The sequence below is a fragment of the Hymenobacter caeli genome (assembly GCF_013294115.1).
Taxonomy (GTDB): Bacteria; Bacteroidota; Bacteroidia; order Cytophagales; family Hymenobacteraceae; genus Hymenobacter; species Hymenobacter caeli.
This window is the reverse complement of the sequence record NZ_JABSNP010000002.1, coordinates 265,029-283,920: the sequence shown is the minus strand read 5'-3', so window position 1 is coordinate 283,920 and position 18,892 is coordinate 265,029. Positions and strand designations below refer to the sequence as shown.

At 65.4% G+C, this 18,892-nt stretch carries 16 protein-coding genes; 8 read left to right on the top strand and 8 right to left on the bottom strand.

The features are described from left to right. Positions 1–10: 10 nt before the first annotated feature. Positions 11–1,798, bottom strand: coding sequence for a translation elongation factor 4 (gene lepA, locus HNP98_RS02910; RefSeq protein WP_173808548.1), 1,788 nt, complete (start codon positions 1,796–1,798; stop codon positions 11–13). Between the two features lie 155 nt (positions 1,799–1,953). Then, a complete protein-coding gene (locus HNP98_RS02905; protein WP_173808547.1) occupies positions 1,954–2,958 on the bottom strand; it encodes an acyl-CoA synthetase family protein in 1,005 nt (334 codons plus the stop codon). Between the two features lie 123 nt (positions 2,959–3,081). On the opposite strand from HNP98_RS02905, the gene HNP98_RS02900 reads away from it, so the two are divergent. Further along, positions 3,082–3,633, top strand: a complete 552-nt coding sequence (locus tag HNP98_RS02900; protein ID WP_173808546.1) for a hypothetical protein — start codon at positions 3,082–3,084, stop codon at positions 3,631–3,633. A gap of 209 nt (positions 3,634–3,842) precedes the next feature. Here the strand turns inward: HNP98_RS02900 and HNP98_RS02895 are convergent, their stop codons facing one another. Continuing rightward, positions 3,843–6,263, bottom strand: a complete 2,421-nt coding sequence (locus HNP98_RS02895; protein WP_173808545.1) for an alpha-ketoacid dehydrogenase subunit alpha/beta — start codon at positions 6,261–6,263, stop codon at positions 3,843–3,845. A gap of 183 nt (positions 6,264–6,446) precedes the next feature. Between HNP98_RS02895 and HNP98_RS02890 the strand changes: the two genes are divergently transcribed. From HNP98_RS02890 to HNP98_RS02870, 5 genes are all read left to right on the top strand, one after another. Further along, positions 6,447–7,223: a DUF1573 domain-containing protein gene (locus HNP98_RS02890; RefSeq protein ID WP_173808544.1), complete on the top strand. Its 777-nt coding sequence runs from the start codon at positions 6,447–6,449 to the stop codon at positions 7,221–7,223. 187 nt (positions 7,224–7,410) lie between these two features. Further along, entirely contained in the window at positions 7,411–8,427 is a 1,017-nt protein-coding gene (gene mgrA / locus HNP98_RS02885) for an L-glyceraldehyde 3-phosphate reductase (RefSeq protein WP_173808543.1), read from the top strand. Between the two features lie 61 nt (positions 8,428–8,488). Further along, positions 8,489–8,998: a VOC family protein gene (locus HNP98_RS02880; protein ID WP_173808542.1), complete on the top strand. Its 510-nt coding sequence runs from the start codon at positions 8,489–8,491 to the stop codon at positions 8,996–8,998. 92 nt (positions 8,999–9,090) lie between these two features. Continuing rightward, positions 9,091–10,218, top strand: coding sequence for an alanine dehydrogenase (gene ald / locus HNP98_RS02875; protein WP_173808541.1), 1,128 nt, complete (start codon positions 9,091–9,093; stop codon positions 10,216–10,218). Positions 10,219–10,477: 259 nt separating this feature from the next. Beyond that, positions 10,478–11,284, top strand: coding sequence for an NADPH-dependent F420 reductase (locus tag HNP98_RS02870; protein WP_317171027.1), 807 nt, complete (start codon positions 10,478–10,480; stop codon positions 11,282–11,284). 222 nt (positions 11,285–11,506) lie between these two features. On the opposite strand, the gene HNP98_RS02865 is transcribed toward HNP98_RS02870, so the two are convergent. From HNP98_RS02865 to HNP98_RS02855, 3 genes are all read right to left on the bottom strand, one after another. After that, positions 11,507–12,532: an aldo/keto reductase gene (locus tag HNP98_RS02865; protein WP_173808539.1), complete on the bottom strand. Its 1,026-nt coding sequence runs from the start codon at positions 12,530–12,532 to the stop codon at positions 11,507–11,509. A gap of 118 nt (positions 12,533–12,650) precedes the next feature. Further along, positions 12,651–13,511: a fumarylacetoacetate hydrolase family protein gene (locus tag HNP98_RS02860; RefSeq protein WP_173808538.1), complete on the bottom strand. Its 861-nt coding sequence runs from the start codon at positions 13,509–13,511 to the stop codon at positions 12,651–12,653. A gap of 128 nt (positions 13,512–13,639) precedes the next feature. Further along, a complete protein-coding gene (locus tag HNP98_RS02855) occupies positions 13,640–14,134 on the bottom strand; it encodes a type I restriction enzyme HsdR N-terminal domain-containing protein (RefSeq protein ID WP_317171026.1) in 495 nt (164 codons plus the stop codon). Between the two features lie 104 nt (positions 14,135–14,238). Between HNP98_RS02855 and HNP98_RS02850 the strand changes: the two genes are divergently transcribed. Both HNP98_RS02850 and HNP98_RS02845 read left to right on the top strand, forming a co-directional pair. Continuing rightward, complete coding sequence (locus HNP98_RS02850) at positions 14,239–15,009, top strand: AMP nucleosidase (RefSeq protein WP_173808537.1); 771 nt, start codon at positions 14,239–14,241, stop codon at positions 15,007–15,009. A 67-nt stretch (positions 15,010–15,076) separates the two neighbouring features. Further along, a complete protein-coding gene (locus tag HNP98_RS02845; RefSeq protein ID WP_173808536.1) occupies positions 15,077–16,744 on the top strand; it encodes an amidohydrolase in 1,668 nt (555 codons plus the stop codon). Between the two features lie 108 nt (positions 16,745–16,852). On the opposite strand, the gene HNP98_RS02840 is transcribed toward HNP98_RS02845, so the two are convergent. Both HNP98_RS02840 and HNP98_RS02835 read right to left on the bottom strand, forming a co-directional pair. Next, positions 16,853–17,371, bottom strand: a complete 519-nt coding sequence (locus HNP98_RS02840) for a DinB family protein (protein ID WP_173808535.1) — start codon at positions 17,369–17,371, stop codon at positions 16,853–16,855. A gap of 87 nt (positions 17,372–17,458) precedes the next feature. Next, complete coding sequence (locus tag HNP98_RS02835) at positions 17,459–18,889, bottom strand: MFS transporter (RefSeq protein ID WP_173808534.1); 1,431 nt, start codon at positions 18,887–18,889, stop codon at positions 17,459–17,461. Between the last annotated feature and the right edge of the window lie 3 nt (positions 18,890–18,892).

Here is an 18,892-nt window from a genome sequence, read left to right as displayed (position 1 = left end):
CTTTTCGTGCTCAGTCAATCTTCAACACCGCCAGGAAGGCCTCCTGCGGGATTTCCACCGAGCCCACGGTGCGCATCCGCTTCTTGCCTTCCTTCTGCTTTTCGAGCAGCTTGCGCTTGCGGCTGATGTCGCCGCCGTAGCACTTGGCAATGACGTTTTTGCGCAGGGCCTTGATGGTTTCGCGGGCGATGATTTTCTGGCCGATACTGGCCTGGATGGCGATGTCGAACATCTGGCGGGGCAGCAGCTCGCGCAGCTTTTCGCAGAGGCGGCGGCCCCACTCGTAGCTTTTCGAGCGGTGCACGATGGCCGAGAGGGCGTCCACCTTCTCGCCGTTCAGCATCACGTCCAGCTTCACCATGTCCGACTCGCGGAAGCCAATCAGCTCGTAATCGAGCGAGGCGTAGCCGCGGCTGATGGACTTGAGCTTGTCGAAGAAATCGAACACGATTTCCGAGAGCGGCAGCTCGAAGCTCATCTCCACCCGCTCCGAAGTCAGGTACGACTGGCCCTTGATGATGCCGCGCTTCTCCATGCACAGCGTGATGATGGGCCCCACGTACTCCGAAGCGGTGATAATCTGCGCCTTGATGTAAGGCTCCTCGATGGTTTTAATCAGGTTCGGCTCCGGCATTTCGGAGGGCGCGTTGATGGTCAGCAGCTGGTCTTTGGTGCCGGTGGCGTGGAACTGCACGCTGGGCACGGTGGTGATGACCGTCATGTTGAACTCGCGCTCCAGGCGCTCCTGCACGATTTCCATGTGCAGCATGCCCAAAAAGCCGCAGCGGAAGCCAAAGCCCAGCGCCACCGAGGTTTCGGGCTCCCAAACCAGCGAGGCGTCGTTGAGCTGGAGCTTTTCCATGCTGCTGCGCAGCTCCTCGTACTCCGTGGTATCCACCGGGTAGATGCCGGCGAACACCATCGGCTTCACGTCGGCGAAGCCCTGGATGGCGTCGGGCGTGGGGTTGTGGACGTGGGTAATCGTGTCGCCCACCTTCACCTCGCGGGCCTCCTTGATGCCCGAGATGAGGTAGCCCACGTTGCCGGCCTCCATCACCTGGCGCGGCTCCTGGTTGAGGCCCAGGATGCCGATTTCGTCGGCCCCGTACTCCTTGCCCGTGGCCATGAAGCGGAGCTTGTCGCCCTTCTTCATCACGCCGTTCTTGATGCGGAACAGCACCTCGATGCCGCGGTACGAGTTGAACACCGAGTCGAAAATCAGGGCCTGCAAGGGCGCGGCGGGGTCTCCCTTGGGGGCCGGCACGCGCTCCACAATGGCGTTCAGGATGGCCTCGATGCCGATGCCGGCCTTGCCCGAGGCGTGGATGATGTCCTCCGGCTTGCAGCCAATCAGGTCCACAATCTCGTCGGTTACCTCCTCCGGCATGGCGTGCGGCAGGTCGATTTTGTTGAGCACCGGAATGATTTCCAGGTCGGCCCCGATGGCGAGGTAGAGGTTGGAAATCGTCTGGGCTTCAATGCCTTGCGAGGCATCCACAATCAGCAGGGCCCCTTCGCAGGCGGCGATGCTGCGGCTCACTTCGTAGCTGAAATCGACGTGGCCGGGCGTGTCAATCAGGTTCAGCGTGTACACCTCCCCTTTGTAGGGAAACTGCATCTGGATGGCGTGGCTCTTGATGGTGATGCCCCGCTCGCGCTCCAGGTCCATGTTGTCGAGCAGCTGGGCCTGCATGTCGCGCTTGGCCACGGTGCTCGTGAATTCGAGCAGGCGGTCGGCCAGCGTGCTCTTGCCGTGGTCGATGTGGGCGATGATGCAGAAATTGCGGATATTCTTCACAGGAGGCGGTTTTTAAGACAACGAAGGTACGGCGAAAGCAGTGCCAATTGGCCGGTAGCGTGGACTTTGTAGTCCGCGTTGCTGCCCGGTAATCGATGGGCGGCAACCGTCAGGACGAAGCGAGAGCCGCGGACTACAAAGTCCGCGCTACAGCTCTACGCCACCAGCTGGTTGCAGCCGCGCACGTCGGAGTTGTCCATCCGGCCCAGCACCTCAAACGAGCCGTCGGGGTGCTGGCGGGCCAAATCTTTGGTTTCGATGAACGCGCACGAGTCGATGTTGGCCAGGTCGATAACGTTGATGGCCCCGTCGCCGCGCCGCTCGGATACGTCGAACGGGTCGGCGGGGTCGCGTAGCAGCACGCGCAGCGGCGGCGGGCAGTGGAAGCGGCCGTCGCCCAGCGAGTAGGCCTGGCTGAGCAGCTCCGTCATGCCGTACTCGGAGTGGATGCCGGCGGGCCCGAAGGCGCGTTGCAGCTCCTGGTGCAGCTCTTCGCGAATCAGCTCGCGGCGGCGGCCCTTCATGCCCCCGGTTTCGAGCACCGTCAGGCCTTGCAGCTCGGGCGCGGGGCCCGCCTCAGCAGCCAGGTCGAGCAAGGCGTAGCTCACGCCGAGCAGCAGCACGCGGCGGCCGGCGGCTTGCTTGGCTTCGGCCAGGGCCCGGCGCAGGGCCCCGTGATCATGCAGGAAAAACGCGGGCTGCGCCTGGCCCGAGCGCCGGGCAAAGTCGTCCACCATCGCCACCAGCGACGACTGCCCCTGCTCCAGGTAGGAAGGCAGCAGGGCCAGCAGCGTCCAGCCCAGGAGGGGCCCGTAGTACTGCTCGAAGATGCGGGCGGCATTGGCGCGGTACAGCGCGGGGTCGCGCAGCTGGTGGCGGCTGCGCTGCTGGCGGGTGGTGCCGCTGCTCAGGAATTCTTCCTGGGGGCCCCAGGCGGCGGGCTCGGTGCGCACGTCGTGGGTTTTGAAGAACTCGATGGGCAGGAACGGGATGTCGGCCAGGGTGCCCACGGCGGCGGGGGCCCGGCCCAGCTGGCGCAGGTAGGCGGCGTAGGGCGGGCAGTGGGCGGCCTGGTGGCGAAACAAGGCCAGGGCCGCCGCCTCGAAGGTGGCGGCGGATACTTCGGGCAGCTGGCGCAGGAACTCGGCGCGGAAACTCATTGGCGGGCGTAAGGGTTAGCAGGACACAACAAAAGCGGGCGGGCTTCGTTGCGAAAAACGTACATTCGGGCCGCTTTCGGGCGGATCCGGGGCCGGGTTTATTCTCGTAATTATTTAGCTTGTATGCGCACCCTCTTCTACTCGTCGCTCCGCTGGGCGGGCCTGTTGGCCATCGTGGGCGGGGCCCTCAGCGGCTGCCTCAACCCGCCCGACTATTCCGACACGCCCAGCATCGACAACGCGCGGGTCAGCTTCCAGCAACGCCTGACCGGCAACCTGGGCACGCGCGACTCGCTGGTGCTCACCGTTTCGTACCAGGACGGCACCGGCGACCTGGGCCTGTCGACGACCGATAACACCGGCGTCTACGATTACATGAACGGCACCAACCGCAACTACTTCAACTACTTCCTGCAACCCTACGTGAAGGATGCCCAAGGCAACTTTCAGCCCCGCTTCACCTCCGCACCCGGCGAGTACAACGGGCGTTTTCCGCGCATCACCGCCGACGGTACCAAGGAGGCCCCGGTGAAGGGCGACCTCAGATACAGCCAGTCGTTTGGCCTCGGCTCGCCCTTCCGCCCCGGCGACGTGGTGCACTTCGTCATCAGCATCCAGGACCGGGCCCTGCACGAGAGCAACCAGGTGACCACCAACGATATCACGATTCCGTAACTCCGTTTGATGTTGTCCAGGATAAAAAATGCTGCCGGGACCACCTGGCGGCATTTTTACATTTATCCCAAAATGGTTTGCGAAAACGCGGTAGGGTGCGGGGCTTGCCCCCGCCCGCCGTTCGCACCATTTCAACGATTCCGTTCAACGACGGGCGGGGGCAGCCCCGCACCCTACGCCGCGACGGACACAACGCCTCATTCGCCCACTCAATAAATGTCCGGGAACTGCTCGGGGTCGGACTCGCTGAGTAAGGCATAGGCAGCGTCGAACACGTCTTCCACACTGGGCTTGCTGAAGTAGTCGCCGTCGGAGCTGTAGGCCGGGCGGTGGGCCTGGGCGGAGAGGCAGCGCGGGGCGGCGTCGAGCAGCTGGTAGCCGTCCTGCTCGTCGAGCACGTGCTGCATCATGAAGGCCGAGGCCCCGCCGGGCACGTCCTCGTCGGCGAACAGCACCCGGCCGGTTTTGCGCAGGCTGTCGGCGATGAGGTGCTGGGTATCGAAGGGCAGCAGCGTTTGCACGTCCACCACTTCGGCCGAAATGCCGACTTCTGCCAGCTGCTTGGCGGCTTCCAGCACGATGCGGCACATCGAGCCGTAGGTGACGAGGGTGACGTCGGTGCCCTCGCGCAGCACCTCGGGGCGGCCCAGGGGCAGCGTGAACTCGCCCACATTGGCGGGCAGCTTTTCCTTGAGGCGGTAGCCGTTGAGGCACTCCACCACCACAGCGGGCTCGTCGCTGCGCAGCAGCGTGTTATAAAAACCGGCGGCCTGGGTCATGTCGCGGGGCACGCACACGTGGATGCCGCGCAGCGTGCTCAGCAGCAGGCCCATCGGCGAGCCCGAGTGCCAGATGCCCTCCAGGCGGTGGCCCCGGGTGCGCACGATGAGCGGGGCTTTCTGCCCACCCTTGGTACGGTACTGGAGGCAGGCCAGGTCGTCGCTCAGAATCTGCACCGCGTACAGCAAATAATCCAGGTACTGAATCTCGGTGATGGGCCGCAGCCCGCGCAGCGCCGCCCCGATGCCCTGGCCAATAATGGTGCACTCGCGGATGCCGGTGTCTGTCACGCGCAGCTCGCCGAACTGCTCCTGCAAGCCGGCAAAGGCCTGGTTCACGTCGCCAATCTGGCCCACGTCCTCGCCGATGGCGAAGATGCGCGGGTCGCGCCGGAAGTTGGCCGTGAAGCAGGCTTGCAGCACCTCGCGGCCGTCCACGAGCGGCGACTTGTCGGCGTAGGCCACGGGCACCTCGTCGATGTTGCCCACGGCTTCTTCGCTCTGGCTGAAAAGGTTGGCGTTGTAGCGGTCGGCGTTTTCGGCCTGCAATTGCTCCAGGTACTGCTGCACGGCGCGGCGGCCGGGGTGGCGGCCCAGGCCGCGCACCTGGCGCAGGGCCCGGCGCAGGGTGCGCACGCTGTCGGCGCGGATGGGCGCGGGGTTGGTGCGCAGCTGCTGCACGGTTTCGGCCAGGGCGTGCTCGGTGCCGGTGGCCTTCACCAGGCGGTCGAGCAGGGCCACGGTGGCGTCGCGCTCGGCCCGGATGGGGTCCATGAACGCGGCCCAGGCGGTGGTGCGGGCCTGCTTAATGGTGGCGGCGGCCTCTTTTTCGAGGGCGTCCAGCTCGTCGGCGCTGGCGTGGCCCTCGGCCAGCAGCCACTCGCGCATCTTCAGCAGGCAGTCGTGCTGCTCCTCCCAGTGCAGGCGGTCTTTCGACTTGTAGCGTTCGTGCGAGCCGCTGGTGCTGTGGCCCTGGGGCTGCGTGAGTTCGGTGACGTGGAAGAGCACCGGCACGTGCTGGGCCCGGCACACGGCGGCGGCCCGCTGGTAGGCGTCTACCAGGGCCAGGTAATCCCAGCCCTTCGCCACGAACAGCTCGAGGCCGGACTGGCCTTCGCCCTCGCGCTGCAAGCCGGCCATGATGGCCGAAATGCTCTGCTTGGTGGTCTGGTACTCGGCCGGCACCGAGATGCCGTAGTGGTCGTCCCACACGCTCACCAGCAGCGGAATCTGGAGCACGCCGGCCGCGTTCAGGGCCTCAAAAAACATGCCCTCCGAGGTGCTGGCGTTGCCGATGGTGCCGAACGCCACCTCGTTGCCGTTCACCGAAAAGTCCTCAAATTGGTGCAGCTCGGGGTTTTGGCGGTAGAGCTTGCTGGCGTAGGCCAGGCCCACGAGGCGCGGCATCTGGGCGGCGGTGGGCGAAATGTCGGCCGACGAGTTTTTGGTCGAAGTCTGGGGCTTAAAGTGGCCGTCGTCGTCGAGCAGGCGGGTGCCGAAATGGCCGTTCATGGCGCGGCCGGCGGTGGAGGGCTCGGCCTCCACGTCGGGGTTGGCGTAGAGCTGGGCGAAGTACTGCTGCCAGGTCAGCTCGCCGATGGCCACCATAAAGGTCTGGTCGCGGTAGTAGCCGGCCCGGAAATCACCGTTTCGGAACACCCGGGCCAGGGCCAGCTGGGGCAGCTCCTTGCCGTCGCCGAAGATGCCAAACTTGGCCTTGCCCATGAACACCTCCTTGCGGCCGGCCAGCGAAGCGTGCCGGCTTTCCCAGCCCAGGCGGTAGTCGTGCAAGAAATCGGCCGGGGCCAGGGCGGCCACGGGGGCCGGGGCGGTGAGTTCGGCGGTGGGCATGGGCAGAATATTTATAGCTGACGTGGGTGGGATGCGGAAGGACGGAATGGCCGGGGCCGCGGCAAAAATACAGCGCCGGGCGCGGGCGGCCCGCCGGGCCGGGGGCCGGTGTATATTTGCCGTAACCACCGGCGGGGGCGTTTCGTCGTGCCCGGCCGGGGGCTCACCCAGCCGCAACTCGCCATGAGATACCTTTTCGCCCTCGCTTTGTTGGCCGGCGCCCTCGGGGCCCGGGCCCAGGGCGTGCTCACCTTCGAGCAGGAGCTGCACGACTTCGGCTCCGTGCCCGAGGGCACCCAGGCGGCCCACGAGTTCCGCTTCAAGAACACGGGCAACCAGCCGGTGGTCATCGCCAACGTGCAGGCCAGCTGCGGCTGCACCACCCCCGACTGGACCAAAACGCCCGTGCTGCCCGGCAAGTCGGGCGTGGTACGGGCCGTGTACAGCAGCGCCGGCCGGCCCGGCGTGTTCAGCAAAACCGTGACCGTGAGCAGCAACGCCGCCATCGGCAGCCAGGTGCTCACCATCAAGGGCACGGTGCTGACGAAGGAGGAGCAGAAAAAAACCCTGACCCCCGCCGACCTGGCCCGCTCGCCGCGCCTGGTGCTCGATAAGCCCGACCACGACTTCGGCCGCCTCGAAGCCGGGCAGCAGCTCACGGCCCACTTCGTGGTGCGCAACGCCGGCAAGAGCCCGCTCGTGCTCGGGGCCCTCACCAGCGCCTGCTACTGCGTGGGCTACAAAACGCCGCCCGCCCCCATCGCCCCCGGCCAAAGCGCCGCCGTAGACCTCGTGTACGCCCCGCGCCAGCTCGGGGCCGCGGCCGACGCCGTGGTCCTGCACTCCAACGACGTGACCGCCACCGGCGACGCCAAGCTCACGCTGCGGGCCACCGTGGTGCGCACCCTGGCCCCCGAAAGCCTCGTAAAAGAGAGCGGCACCGCTGTGCCGTTTAAATAAAATGCTGCTTGAGTCAGTTAAAACGGTCGTGCTGAACGCAGTGAAGCATCTCTCCCGCGGCAGTAGCCTAGGACTAGTCAGCGGGAGAGATGCTTCACTGCGTTCAGCACGACAGCCTTTATATCAATCGGCTAATTGACTAACACCTGACAACGCGCAACGAACCACCCAATCCTTTCCTTTTTTCATGACGAATTACCTTCCTGCCGAGGACCGCTACCAGGCCATCCCTTACCGCCGCTGCGGCAAAAGCGGCCTGAAGCTGCCGGCGCTCTCGCTGGGCCTCTGGCAAAATTTCGGCGACGTGGACCTGCTGGCCACCGGCCGCGCCACCCTGCGCCTGGCCTTCGACCGCGGCGTGACGCACTTCGACCTGGCCAACAACTACGGCCCGCCCCCCGGCTCGGCCGAGCTGAACTTTGGCAAAATCATGCAGCAGGACTTCGCGCCGTACCGCGACGAGCTGATTATTTCCACCAAGGCCGGCTACGGCATGTGGGACGGGCCCTACGGCGAGTGGGGCTCGCGCAAGTACCTGCTGGCCAGCCTCGACCAGAGCCTCAAGCGCATGGGCCTGGAGTACGTGGACATCTTCTACCACCACCGGCCCGACCCCGACACGCCCCTGGAAGAAAGCATGGGGGCCCTGGCCCACGCCGTGCGCCAGGGCAAGGCCCTGTACGTGGGCCTGAGCAACTACCCGCCGGCGCTGGCCCAGGCGGCCATCCGGCTGCTGCGCGAAATGGGCACGCCCTGCCTCATCCACCAGCCCAAGTACTCGATGCTGGTGCGCGACCCCGAGGCCGGCCTGCTCGAAGTGCTGGCCGAGGAAGGCGTGGGCTGCATCCCGTTCTCGCCCCTGGCCCAGGGCCTGCTGTCGGGCAAGTACCTCAAGGGCATTCCCGACGGCTCGCGGGCCGCGCGGGACGGCGATTCGCTGCGGCCCGACCAGGTGACGCCCGCCCTGGTGGCCCAGCTGCAAAGCCTGAACGAAATAGCCCAGGCCCGCGGCCAGAGCCTGGCCCAGATGGCGCTGTCGTGGCTGCTGAAAGACGACCGGGTGACGTCGGTACTCGTGGGGGCCAGCCGCCCCGAGCAGCTGGCCGACTCCCTGGACTGCCTCAAGCACCTGGCGTTCAGCCCCGACGAGCTGGACCAGATTGAGCACATTTTGCAGAAGCCGGCAGAAAAGGCCACGGCCTAAACCGGCTTCATCGGGGCCCCCAGGCGTTGCCTGGGGGCCCATTTTTTTAATTCCCTAAACTATGCCCGACGCCCTCCCCGCTTACACCGCACCCGCCGGGGCCCGGGTGGGCCACGTGCACTTGCAAGTCACGGACCTGGAACGCTCCATTGCTTTTTATCGGGACTTGCTGGGCTTCGAGTTGCAGCTGCGCTACGGCGAGCAGGCCGCTTTTCTGGGGGCCGGGGGCTACCACCACCACATCGGCCTGAACACCTGGAACAGCCTAGGCGGGGCCCCGGCGCGCACCCAGGGCGCGGGCCTCTACCACGCTGCCTTGCTCTACCCCACCCGCGCCGATCTGGGCCGCGTGGTGGGCCGGCTGGTGGCGGCCGGCTACCCGCTCACGGGCGCGGCCGACCACGGCGTGTCGGAAGCCGTGTACCTCAACGACCCCGACGGCAACGGCCTGGAGCTGTACTGGGACCGGCCCCGCGCCGCGTGGCCCCGCGACGCGGCCGGCGGCGTGGCCATGTACACCCACCCGCTCGACCTGCCGGCCCTGGTGGCCGACGGCCAGGCGGCCGGGTAGCGAACTTTTGGCCCCGCCCGGGCCGTTGGGGCCCTATCTTTGCGCCGCGTTTCGGCGCGCTCCCGACTCCTCCACTCCTACCCTGCATCGTTATGATTATCGGCGTTCCCAAGGAAATTAAAAACAACGAAAACCGCGTGGGCCTCACGCCCGCCGGCGTGGCCGAACTGCGCAAGCACGGCCACTCGCTGCTGGTGCAGGCCGGGGCCGGCAGCGGCAGCGGCTTCGACGACGCCGAGTACGAGCAGGCGGGCGCGCAGTTGCTGTCCACCATCGCCGACGTGTACGGGCAGGCCGAGATGATTGTGAAGGTGAAGGAGCCGATTGCCGAGGAGTACCCCCTCATCAAGGAAAATCAGCTGCTGTTCACCTACTTCCACTTCGCCAGTGGCGAGGATTTGACCCATGCCATGATAGCGCGCAAGGCCATCTGCCTGGCGTATGAAACGGTGGAGCTGCCCAACCGGGCCCTGCCCCTGCTCATCCCGATGAGTGAAGTGGCCGGCCGCATGGCCCCCCAGGAAGGCGCCAAGTACCTGGAGAAACCCCTGAAAGGCCGCGGCATCCTGCTCGGCGGCGTGCCCGGCGTGAAGCCGGCGCACGTGCTGGTGCTCGGCGCGGGCATCGTGGGCACGCAGGCCGCCAAGGTAGCCGCGGGCCTCGGGGCCCAGGTCACCATCATGGACATCAACCTGAACCGCCTGCGCGAGCTGGACGACTTCATGCCCAAAAACGTGGTGACGCAGTACTCCAACGAGTACAACATCCGCGAAGCCATCAAAACCACCGACCTGATTGTGGGCGCGGTGCTGATACCGGGCGCGAAGGCCCCGCACCTCATCACGCGCGACATGCTCAAGACCATGCGCCCCGGCACGGTGGTCGTGGACGTGGCCGTGGACCAGGGCGGCTGCATCGAAACCTGCCGCCCCACCACCCACGAAGACCCGACCTTCATCATCGACGACGTGGTGCACTACTGCGTGGCCAACATGCCCGGCGCGGTGCCCTACACCTCCACCCTGGCCCTCACCAACGCCACGCTGCCCTACGCCGTGAAGCTGGCCAACCTGGGCTGGCAGGCCGCCTGCCGCCAGGACGCCGCCCTGCGCCTCGGCCTGAACGTGGTGCACGGCGAAGTGGTGTACAAAGGCGTAGCCGACGCCTGGGGCCTGCCCCTGGTGGACGTAGCCGAAGTATTGGAGCCGGTAGCAGCTTAATCTAAAGACTATTAGAGCAGTTTCGGCGGCCCCTAAAACATTAAAGACACCGGGCCCCGTTTGCCTGGCTGAAAAAATGGGGATTAGGCTCTTAAGAAGCTGTCTGCGTTGGCATCACCAGGCTGTAGAGACGCATCCTTGCGTCTTAGGAGTGACCGATCTTTGGACAAGTCGTTCACTCCTGAGACGCAAAGATGCGTCTCTACAGCGTTCGGAATAGCGGAAAAAAACCAAATCCAGCAGCCGCGCCGCAAGTTGCTTGTTGCCTGAAAAAGCAATTGGGGGCCCGGGTTGTTTAGCTACTCGCAGTTGCACGGAGCAACCGCGCCAAACCCTTACGCAGATGAACATTGGAATCATTGGGGCCGGCCACATCGGCAGCGCCCTCGCCATCCGGCTCAGCGGCCTTGGCCATTCGGTTTACATCGCCAACTCCCGGGGCCCCGAAACCCTGGCGGACGTGGCCCACCGGACGGGCGCAACGGCCGTTACCGCGCAGGAGGCGGCCCGCCACGGCGAAATCATCGTCGTGACCATCCCGCTGAAAAACATCCCCGACCTGCCCAAAGACCTGTTCGCCGGCGTGCCCGCCGACGTGCCCGTCATCGACACCAGCAACTACTACCCCTTGCTGCGCGACGGCCGGATACTGGAGCTGGACGGCGGCGACCTCACCGAGAGCGAATGGGTGCAGCAGCACCTGGGCCGGCCGGTCATTAAGGTGTTCAACAACATCTACTCGGAGCACCTGGAAAAATCGGGCACGCCCGTCGGCACCCCCGGCCGCATCGCCCTGCCCGTGGCCGGCGACGACGAAGCCGCCAAGCGGCGGGTGATGGCGCTGGTCGAGGAGTTGGGTTTCGACGCCGTGGAAGACGGCACCCTGCACGAGTCGTGGCGGCAGCAGCCCGGCACCCCGTCGTACGGGGCCGACATGCCCGCCCCCGAGCTGCGGGAGCACCTGCGCAGCCTGGGCCACGAGCGCACGGAGGCCCAGCGCGCGCAGTACACCGCCAACCACGCCGCGCAGGAACAGGAAATGAAAAAGCAGATGCAGCAAGCCTAGCCAGCCGCCGGGGCTTCGTCGGAAGCCGGCCGCCGGTGGACGAGACCGCGCGCTGGAGCCGGTAACGGCGGCGCAGTCAGCAGCGCAAACTTTGCCGTTCGCTTCGCTTCGTCCCGGCGAGTACCACTGGGCAACCAAGCCGCGCCGCGAACCACAAAATTCGCGCTACAAAAAAGCCTCTCCGATGCAGCATCGGGGAGGCTTTTTTTTAATCTGGGCCCCTTACTCCATTTTCCGGTCGCCGCCGGTGAGGTCCAGCATCCAGCCGGGGTACTCGGGGGCCAGCTGGCTGGCTTCGTCGAGTTGCTGCAACTCCTCGGGCGTGAACTTGACGTCCACCGCTTTCAGGTTGTCGTCGAGCTGCTCCATTTTTTTGGCCCCGATAATGACGGTGCTCACCACTTTCTGGTGCAGCAGCCAGGCCAGGGCCAGCGAGGCCACCGTGCTGCCCTTGGCCGCGGCCATCGGCTGGAGCTGGTCGATGATGTCAAAAGCCAGGTCTTTATTAACGGGCGGAAAGTCGAACGCGCCGCTGCGGCGGCCTTCGCCCTTTTGGTTTTCGCGGGTGTACTTGCCGCTGAGGAAGCCGCCGGCCAGCGGGCTCCACACCATGAGGCCCACTTTTTGGTCGAGCAGCAGGGGCACCAGCTCGCGCTCCAGGTCGCGCCCGGCCACGGTGTAGTAGGCTTGCAGCGACGCGTAGCGCTCCAGGTGCTGGTGGTGCGAGAGGCTCAGGGCCTTCATCAGCTGCCAGGCGGCCACGTTGCTGGCCCCGATGTAGCGCACCTTGCCGCTGCGCACGAGGTCGTCGAGGGCCCGCAGCGTCTCGTCGAGGGGCGTGAGCGGGTCGTAGCTGTGGGTTTGGTAGAGGTCGATGTAGTCGGTTTTCAGGCGCTTGAGGCTGGCCTCGGCCTGGGCGATGATGTGCTTGCGGGTGAGGCCCGCGTCGTTGGGCCCCGGGCCCATCGTGCCGCGCACCTTGGTGGCCAGCACCACGTCGTAGCGGTTCACGCCGAGGTTGTGCAGGGCCTGGCCCGTTATTTCCTCCGACTGGCCCTCGGTGTAGATGTTGGCCGTGTCGAGGAAATTGATGCCCGCGTCGAGCGAGCGTTTCACCAGGGCATCGGCCCCGGCCTGGTCCACGCCGTTGATGGCGGCAAAGCGGCCCCCGACGCTGCCAAACGTCATGGTGCCCAGGCACAGCTCGGATACTTTCAGGCCCGTATTGCCCAAGAGGTTGTACTTCATAAGTTTCTGGTGTTGGTAAATAAGGTGTGGCAGGCGGCGGCGAACCACCAACCGCATTGACGCACAACTACGCCGAATGCCTTAGCGGCGGCCATCAGGGGCCCCGGGCTGGCCGCCGCTACTGGCCCGGGAAGGCCGCTACCCGCTGGCGCTGCTCGCCCAGGCCCTCGATGCCCAGCGCCACGGCGTCGCCGGCGCGCAGGTACTGGGGCGGGTGCAGGCCCAGGCCGGTGCCGGCCGGGCTGCCGGTGGAGATGACGTCGCCGGGCAGCAGCGTCATGAATTCGCTCACGTAGCTGATAATTTTGGCGATGCCGAACACCAGGTCGTGGGTGCTGGCCTCTTGCTTTGCTCCGCCGTTGACCGTGAGCCAGATGCGCAGGTTTTCGGGGTCGGGCACGGCGGCGGCCGGCGTGAGGTAGGGCCCCAGGGGCGCGAACGTATCGGCGCTTTTGCCCTTGGTCCACTGCCCGCCGCGCTCCAGCTGGAAGGCCCGCTCGCTGTAATCGTTTAGGATGGTGTAGCCGGCCACGTGGCCCAGGGCATCCGCCTCCGGGACGTAACGGGCTTGTTTGCCGATAACAAAGGCCAGCTCGGCCTCCCAATCGAGCTTCTCGGCCCCGCGGGGCAACACCACGTCGTCGTGGGGCCCGCACAGGGCGGAGGTGGCTTTGAGGAAAAACACGGGCTCGGTGGGCAGGCCCAGGCCGGTTTCCGCGCCGTGGTCGCGGTAGTTGAGGCCGATGCACACGATTTTGGACGGCCGCGCCACGCAGCTGCCCAGGCGGGCGTCGGCGGGCACGGCGGGGCAGGTGGCTTCGTGCGCGGCCAGCCAGGCAGCGAGCCTGGCCAGGCCGTCGGTGGCAAAGAAGGCTTCGTTGTAGTCTTCGCCAAACGCCGACACATCGAGGTGCTGGCCGGCGGCGGTGCGCACGCCGGGCTGCTCGTGCCCCAGCGGGCCGAAGCGGAATAATTGCATGGGGTAAGTGGTAATTGTCAGTTTTTTGTCGTCAGTGGTCAGGGGGGCTTTGGGGGCAGCTGTTCGCGGGAAACCACTGATGAAATCCTCAGATACCCGACAACGAACAACCGACAACCAATCCCCTCTTACGGCCCGGCCAGCGCCACGGCTGCCGCGAAAGCCGGAATTTCGGCGAGCCGCTCGTTGGTGCGGGCCGCAAAATCGACGCGCCAGCAGTAGTGCACCAAGCCGTTGGTGAGCAGCAGCAGCGGGGCCCCGATGGTCTGGTTGTAGGTGGTGGCCTGGCGGGCCACGGCCCCGTCGATGGCCACGTGCGGGGCCTTGCATTCGACGAGCAGCAGGGGCTGGCCTTCGGGGCCCAGGGCCAGCAGGTCGGTGCGCTTTTGGCGCTGGTTGTAGCGCAGGCCGCGCTCCAGGGCCAGCAGGCCGCGCGGATAGGCCAGGTAATCAACCAGGTAGTGCACCACGTGCTGGCGCACCCACTCCTCGGGCGTCAGCACCACGTGCCTGCGCCGCAGCCCGTCCCAGATGAGCGGCTGGTTTGTGGCCGATTGCGTAAGTTTGGCCTCGAAAGGCGGCAGGTCCAGCACTTGCATCACCTCCAAAGGTACCCTTTTCAATGAGCGAATGAGTGAATGGGTGAATGAGAAAAAAGGGCATCCGCCCCCTTTACTCGCTCACCTGTTCACTCATTCTTTCATTCACCCATTCACTCATTGCCCCCATGAAGACCAAGGAAGACATCGTAAACAACTGGCTGCCCCGCTACACCGGCGTACCGCTCGGTGACTTCGGGCAGTACATCCTGCTCACCAATTTCAGCAACTACGTGCACATGTTCGCCGCGCAGTTCGGCGTGGAAGTGCAGGGCCTCGACAAGCCCATGCAGTCGGCCACGGCGGGCGGCATCACCATCATCAATTTCGGCATGGGCTCGCCGATGGCGGCCACGGTGATGGACCTGCTCTCGGCCATCAAGCCCAAGGCGGCGCTGTTCCTGGGCAAGTGCGGGGGCCTGAAAAAGACCAAGCTCGGCGATTTGGTGCTGCCCATCGCGGCCATCCGCGGCGACGGCACCTCCGACGACTACCTGCCCAAGGAAATTCCGGCCCTGCCCTCGTTCCGGCTGCAGCGCGCGGTTTCGTCGATGATTAAGAAGCACGAGCTGGACTACTACACCGGCACCGTGTACACCACCAACCGCCGGGTGTGGGAGCACGACCAGGAGTTCAAGGACTACCTGCGCCGGGTGCGGGCCCTGGCCGTGGACATGGAAACGGCCACCATTTTCGTGGTCGGCTTCATGAACGACATCCCCCACGGGGCCCTGCTGCTGGTGAGCGACAACCCGATGACGCCCGAGGGCGTGAAAACGTCGGAATCGGACTCGAAAGTGACCACCAACTTCGTGCAGCAGCACCTCATGATTGGCATCGAGTCGCTGCTGGAGCTGAAGAATTCGGGCGAGTCGGTGAAGCATTTGAAGTTCGAGTAAAGACCACAGATTTAACGGATTTTCAGCGGATTAAACGGATTTTTTGGGGTTCCGCCCGTGCTGGCTTATGAAGATATTTACCAGAGTTTTCGGGCGGCAATTGGTGGTGGGGCTGGCATTGGGCGGCGCGGGGCTGGGGGCCCTGGCCGGTTGCCAGCCGCGCCGCGAGGCCGTGGACTTGCTCGTGACCAACGCCACGGTGTACACGGTGGATTCGGCCTTCAGCAAGGCGCAGGCGTTTGCGGTGCGCGGCGGCAAGTTTGTGGCCGTGGGCACGTCGGCTGATTTGGCGGGCCGCTACCAGGCGGCGCAAACGATGAACATGCAAGGCCGGTTCATCTACCCCGGCTTTTACGACGCGCACTGCCACTTCTACCGCTACGCGCTGGGGTTGCAGTCGGCCAACCTGGTGGGGGCCGCGTCGTGGGCCGAAACGGTGGGCCGCCTCGTGCAACACCGCCGGCAGCAGCCGGGCGCGGCCTGGCTCACGGGCCGCGGCTGGGACCAGAACGACTGGCCCGGCCAGCGCTTTCCCACCAAAGACACGCTGGACCGGCTGTTTCCCGACGTGCCGGTACTCCTCGTCCGCATCGACGGGCACGCGGCGCTGGTGAACCAAAAGGCACTGGACCTGGCGGGCGTCACGGCCGCCACGCCCATCAGTGGCGGCGTGATTGGGCGCGACGCCCGGGGCCTCACCGGCCTGCTCGTGGACAATGCGGTGAAGCTGGTGGCCGCCAAAATCCCCGAGCCCAGCCCGGCCGAGGCGGCGCGCTTGCTGCTGCAAGGCCAGCAAAACTGCCTCGCCGTGGGCCTCACCAGCCTCGCCGACGCGGGCCTCGACAAGGCCAACATCGACCAAATGGCCGCGCTGCAGCGGGCCGGCCAGCTGCATTTGCGGCTCTACGCCATGCTCAACCCCACGCCTAAAAACAAGGCGTACTACCTGCCCCGGGGGCCCTACTTCAGCGACAACCTCACCATCTGCTCCTTCAAGGTGTACGCCGACGGGGCCCTGGGCTCGCGCGGGGCGGCGCTGCTGGCCCCCTACACCGACCGGCCCCACGAAACGGGCTTCCTGCTCCAAAACCCGGACTACTACCGCGCCCTGGCCCGGGAGCTGGCGGCCACCAGGTTCCAGATGAACACCCACGCCATCGGCGACTCCTCAAACCGGCTGCTGCTGGACATTTACGGGGCGGCGCTGCACGGGCAGCCCGACCGGCGCTGGCGCATCGAGCATGCCCAAGTGGTGAGCCCGCAAGACATGCCCAAGTTTGGCCGCTACCACATCGTGCCCTCCGTGCAGCCCACCCACGCCACGTCCGACATGTACTGGGCCGGCGAGCGGCTGGGGCCCCAGCGCCTCCAAACGGCCTACGCCTACCAGGAGCTGCTGCACCAGTACGGCCAGGTGGCGCTGGGCTCCGACTTCCCGGTGGAGGACATCAACCCGCTCTACGGCTTCCACGCCGCCGTAGCCCGGCAAGATGCCAAGAATTTCCCCGCCAACGGCTTCCAAATGGACAACGCCCTGAGCCGCCCCGACGCCCTGCGCGGCATGACCACCTGGGCCGCCCACGCCGGCTTCGAGGAGCGGCGCAAGGGCCAAATAAAGCCCGGCCTGCTGGCCGATTTTGTGGTGCTGAAAACCGACTTGTTGAACGCCCCCAAAGAGCAGCTGCACGACGCGAAAGTGCAGCAGACGTGGATTGGCGGGAAGCGGGTGTTTTGAGGCAATTAAAAATGGAGAATTAATAATTAAAAATGGGCCGTTCAACGATTCCACCGGGGGTTGTTGAACGGCCCATTTTTAATTATTAATTCTCCATTTTTAATTGCCTCAAAAGCCGCCCATCGCATCGGCGCTGGGGCCGTACACGCCGGGCACCGGAATGTCGAGCAGACGCAGGTACACCGTGAGCTGGCCGCGGTGGTGGATGCTGTGGTTGAGGCCCATGATGCGCAGCGCGGCACCCTTGGGGCGCTCCATCAGCACCTGCTCGCCACGGCGAAGCGTGAAGGTTTCACCCAGCTTTACGTCGCTCGAATCATGCAGGACTTGGCGCAGGTCGGCACTGAACTGGTCGAAGCGGGCCAGCAGCTCTTCGGACGACGTGGGGCTGGGCGGGGGCTTGGGGGCGCTGGTGTCGAGGAAGTCACGCTCGCTCCCCTCGATGAACAGCTGCTTGAACTTCAATAAATTGACGATGTGCGAGGCCAGCTGGCCCAACTTCATGGACTTGGGGTGCGGCTGGTAGTCGAAGTGGTCGGTGGGCACGCGTTCCAGGACCTGGCGCGTCACGGCCAGCTCGCGGTCCAGCTCTTCGAGAATGTTTTGTTGGAGGGAGGAAGTGTGCATGGGAAATTTGAGGTGGGGAAAATCTTGGGGCGAAGCGTCAGCGCTGGTAAGGCCCCTACCGGGCCTGGACGCGGGGCCAGCCGCGGTTTATTTTAACGTGCTGGGCGTGCTGGCGATGGACGAGGCAGCCGGGGGGCCCGGAAACGTGGCCGGGTTGGTGGCCGGTGTGTCGCGCAGCTTCTTGCCGCGCAGCGTCAGCAAAAAGCCCAGGCCGAGGATGAAGAACACGATGAGCGAGAGGATGCTGTTGCGCATCGAGCCCGTAATCTGCCCAATCAGGCCGAAGGAGAGCGTGCCGATGACGATGCCCAGCTTTTCCACCACGTCGAAAAAGCTGAAGTAGGCGGCGGCGTTGGGCGTGTTTTCGGGAATGATTTTGGAGTAGGTGCTGCGCGAGAGGCTTTGCACCGCGCCCATGGTGAGGCCGATGACGGCGGCCAGGGCGAAGAAGCTCCACCCCTTCTGCACGAAGTAGCCGGCCACGCAAATCAGCATCCAGATGAACACGGCCCAGCTCAGGGCCCGCGTGTTGCCGATGCGCTCCGAGAGCTTGGCGAACAGCCAGGCCCCCAGGATGCCCACGATTTGGAGCAGCAAAATGGTGACGATGAGCGAGGTGCTGTCGAGCTGCAACACCTTGTCGCCGAAGATGGTGGCCACGTACATCACCGTCTGCACGCCCATGTTGTAGGTGAAGTAGGCCAGCAGAAACCGCTTGAGGTTGGGCTGCTGCTTGAGCTGGTCCCACACCTTGCCCAGCTCGCGGAAGCCGTTGAGCAGCCAGCCATCCTTGGAAACCGGCGCATCGGCCGCGCGGCCCAGGTCGGGCGGCAGGGTGAAGAACGGAATCTGGGCGAAGCCCACCCACCACAGGCCCGTGAGCAGGAAGCTCAGCCGCGTGGCCTGCCCCGTGCTCATCCCAAACAGGGCCACGCCCTTGGGCCCGCCCATGATTTCGGGGCCCTGGATGATGCCCAGGCAGAGGACGAGCAGCAGCACCGAGCCCACGTAGCCCATCGAAAAGCCCCGCGCCGAGAGCGAGTCGAACTTCTCTTCGGAGCTGATTTCGGGCAGGTAGGAATTGTAGAACACGATGCTGCCGCTGAAGCCCACCGTGGCCGCGATGAACACGAACGTGGAGAGCGTGAGCGTGTCGCGGGTAAAGAAGTACAGCCCCGCGCAACTCGCCGCCCCGAGGTAGCAGAAGATTTGCAGGAACAGCTTCTTGCGCCCCGAGTAGTCGGCCAGCGAGGTCAGGAACGGGCTGACCAGCGCGATGATGAGAAACGAGGCCGAGATGGCGTAGGTGAGCAACGACGAGCCCGGCACTTTGAAGCCCAAGAAATCCACCACGTCGGTGGGGTTGATGGCCTTGGTGATGGCCCCCCAGTAGATGGGGAAAATGGAGCTGGTGATGACGAGCGGGTACACCGAGTTGGCCCAGTCGTAGAACGTCCAGCCGTTGGTAATGCGCTTGTTGTCTTTTTCGACGGCCGGCGCGGGGGCGGTGGGAGCCATGTG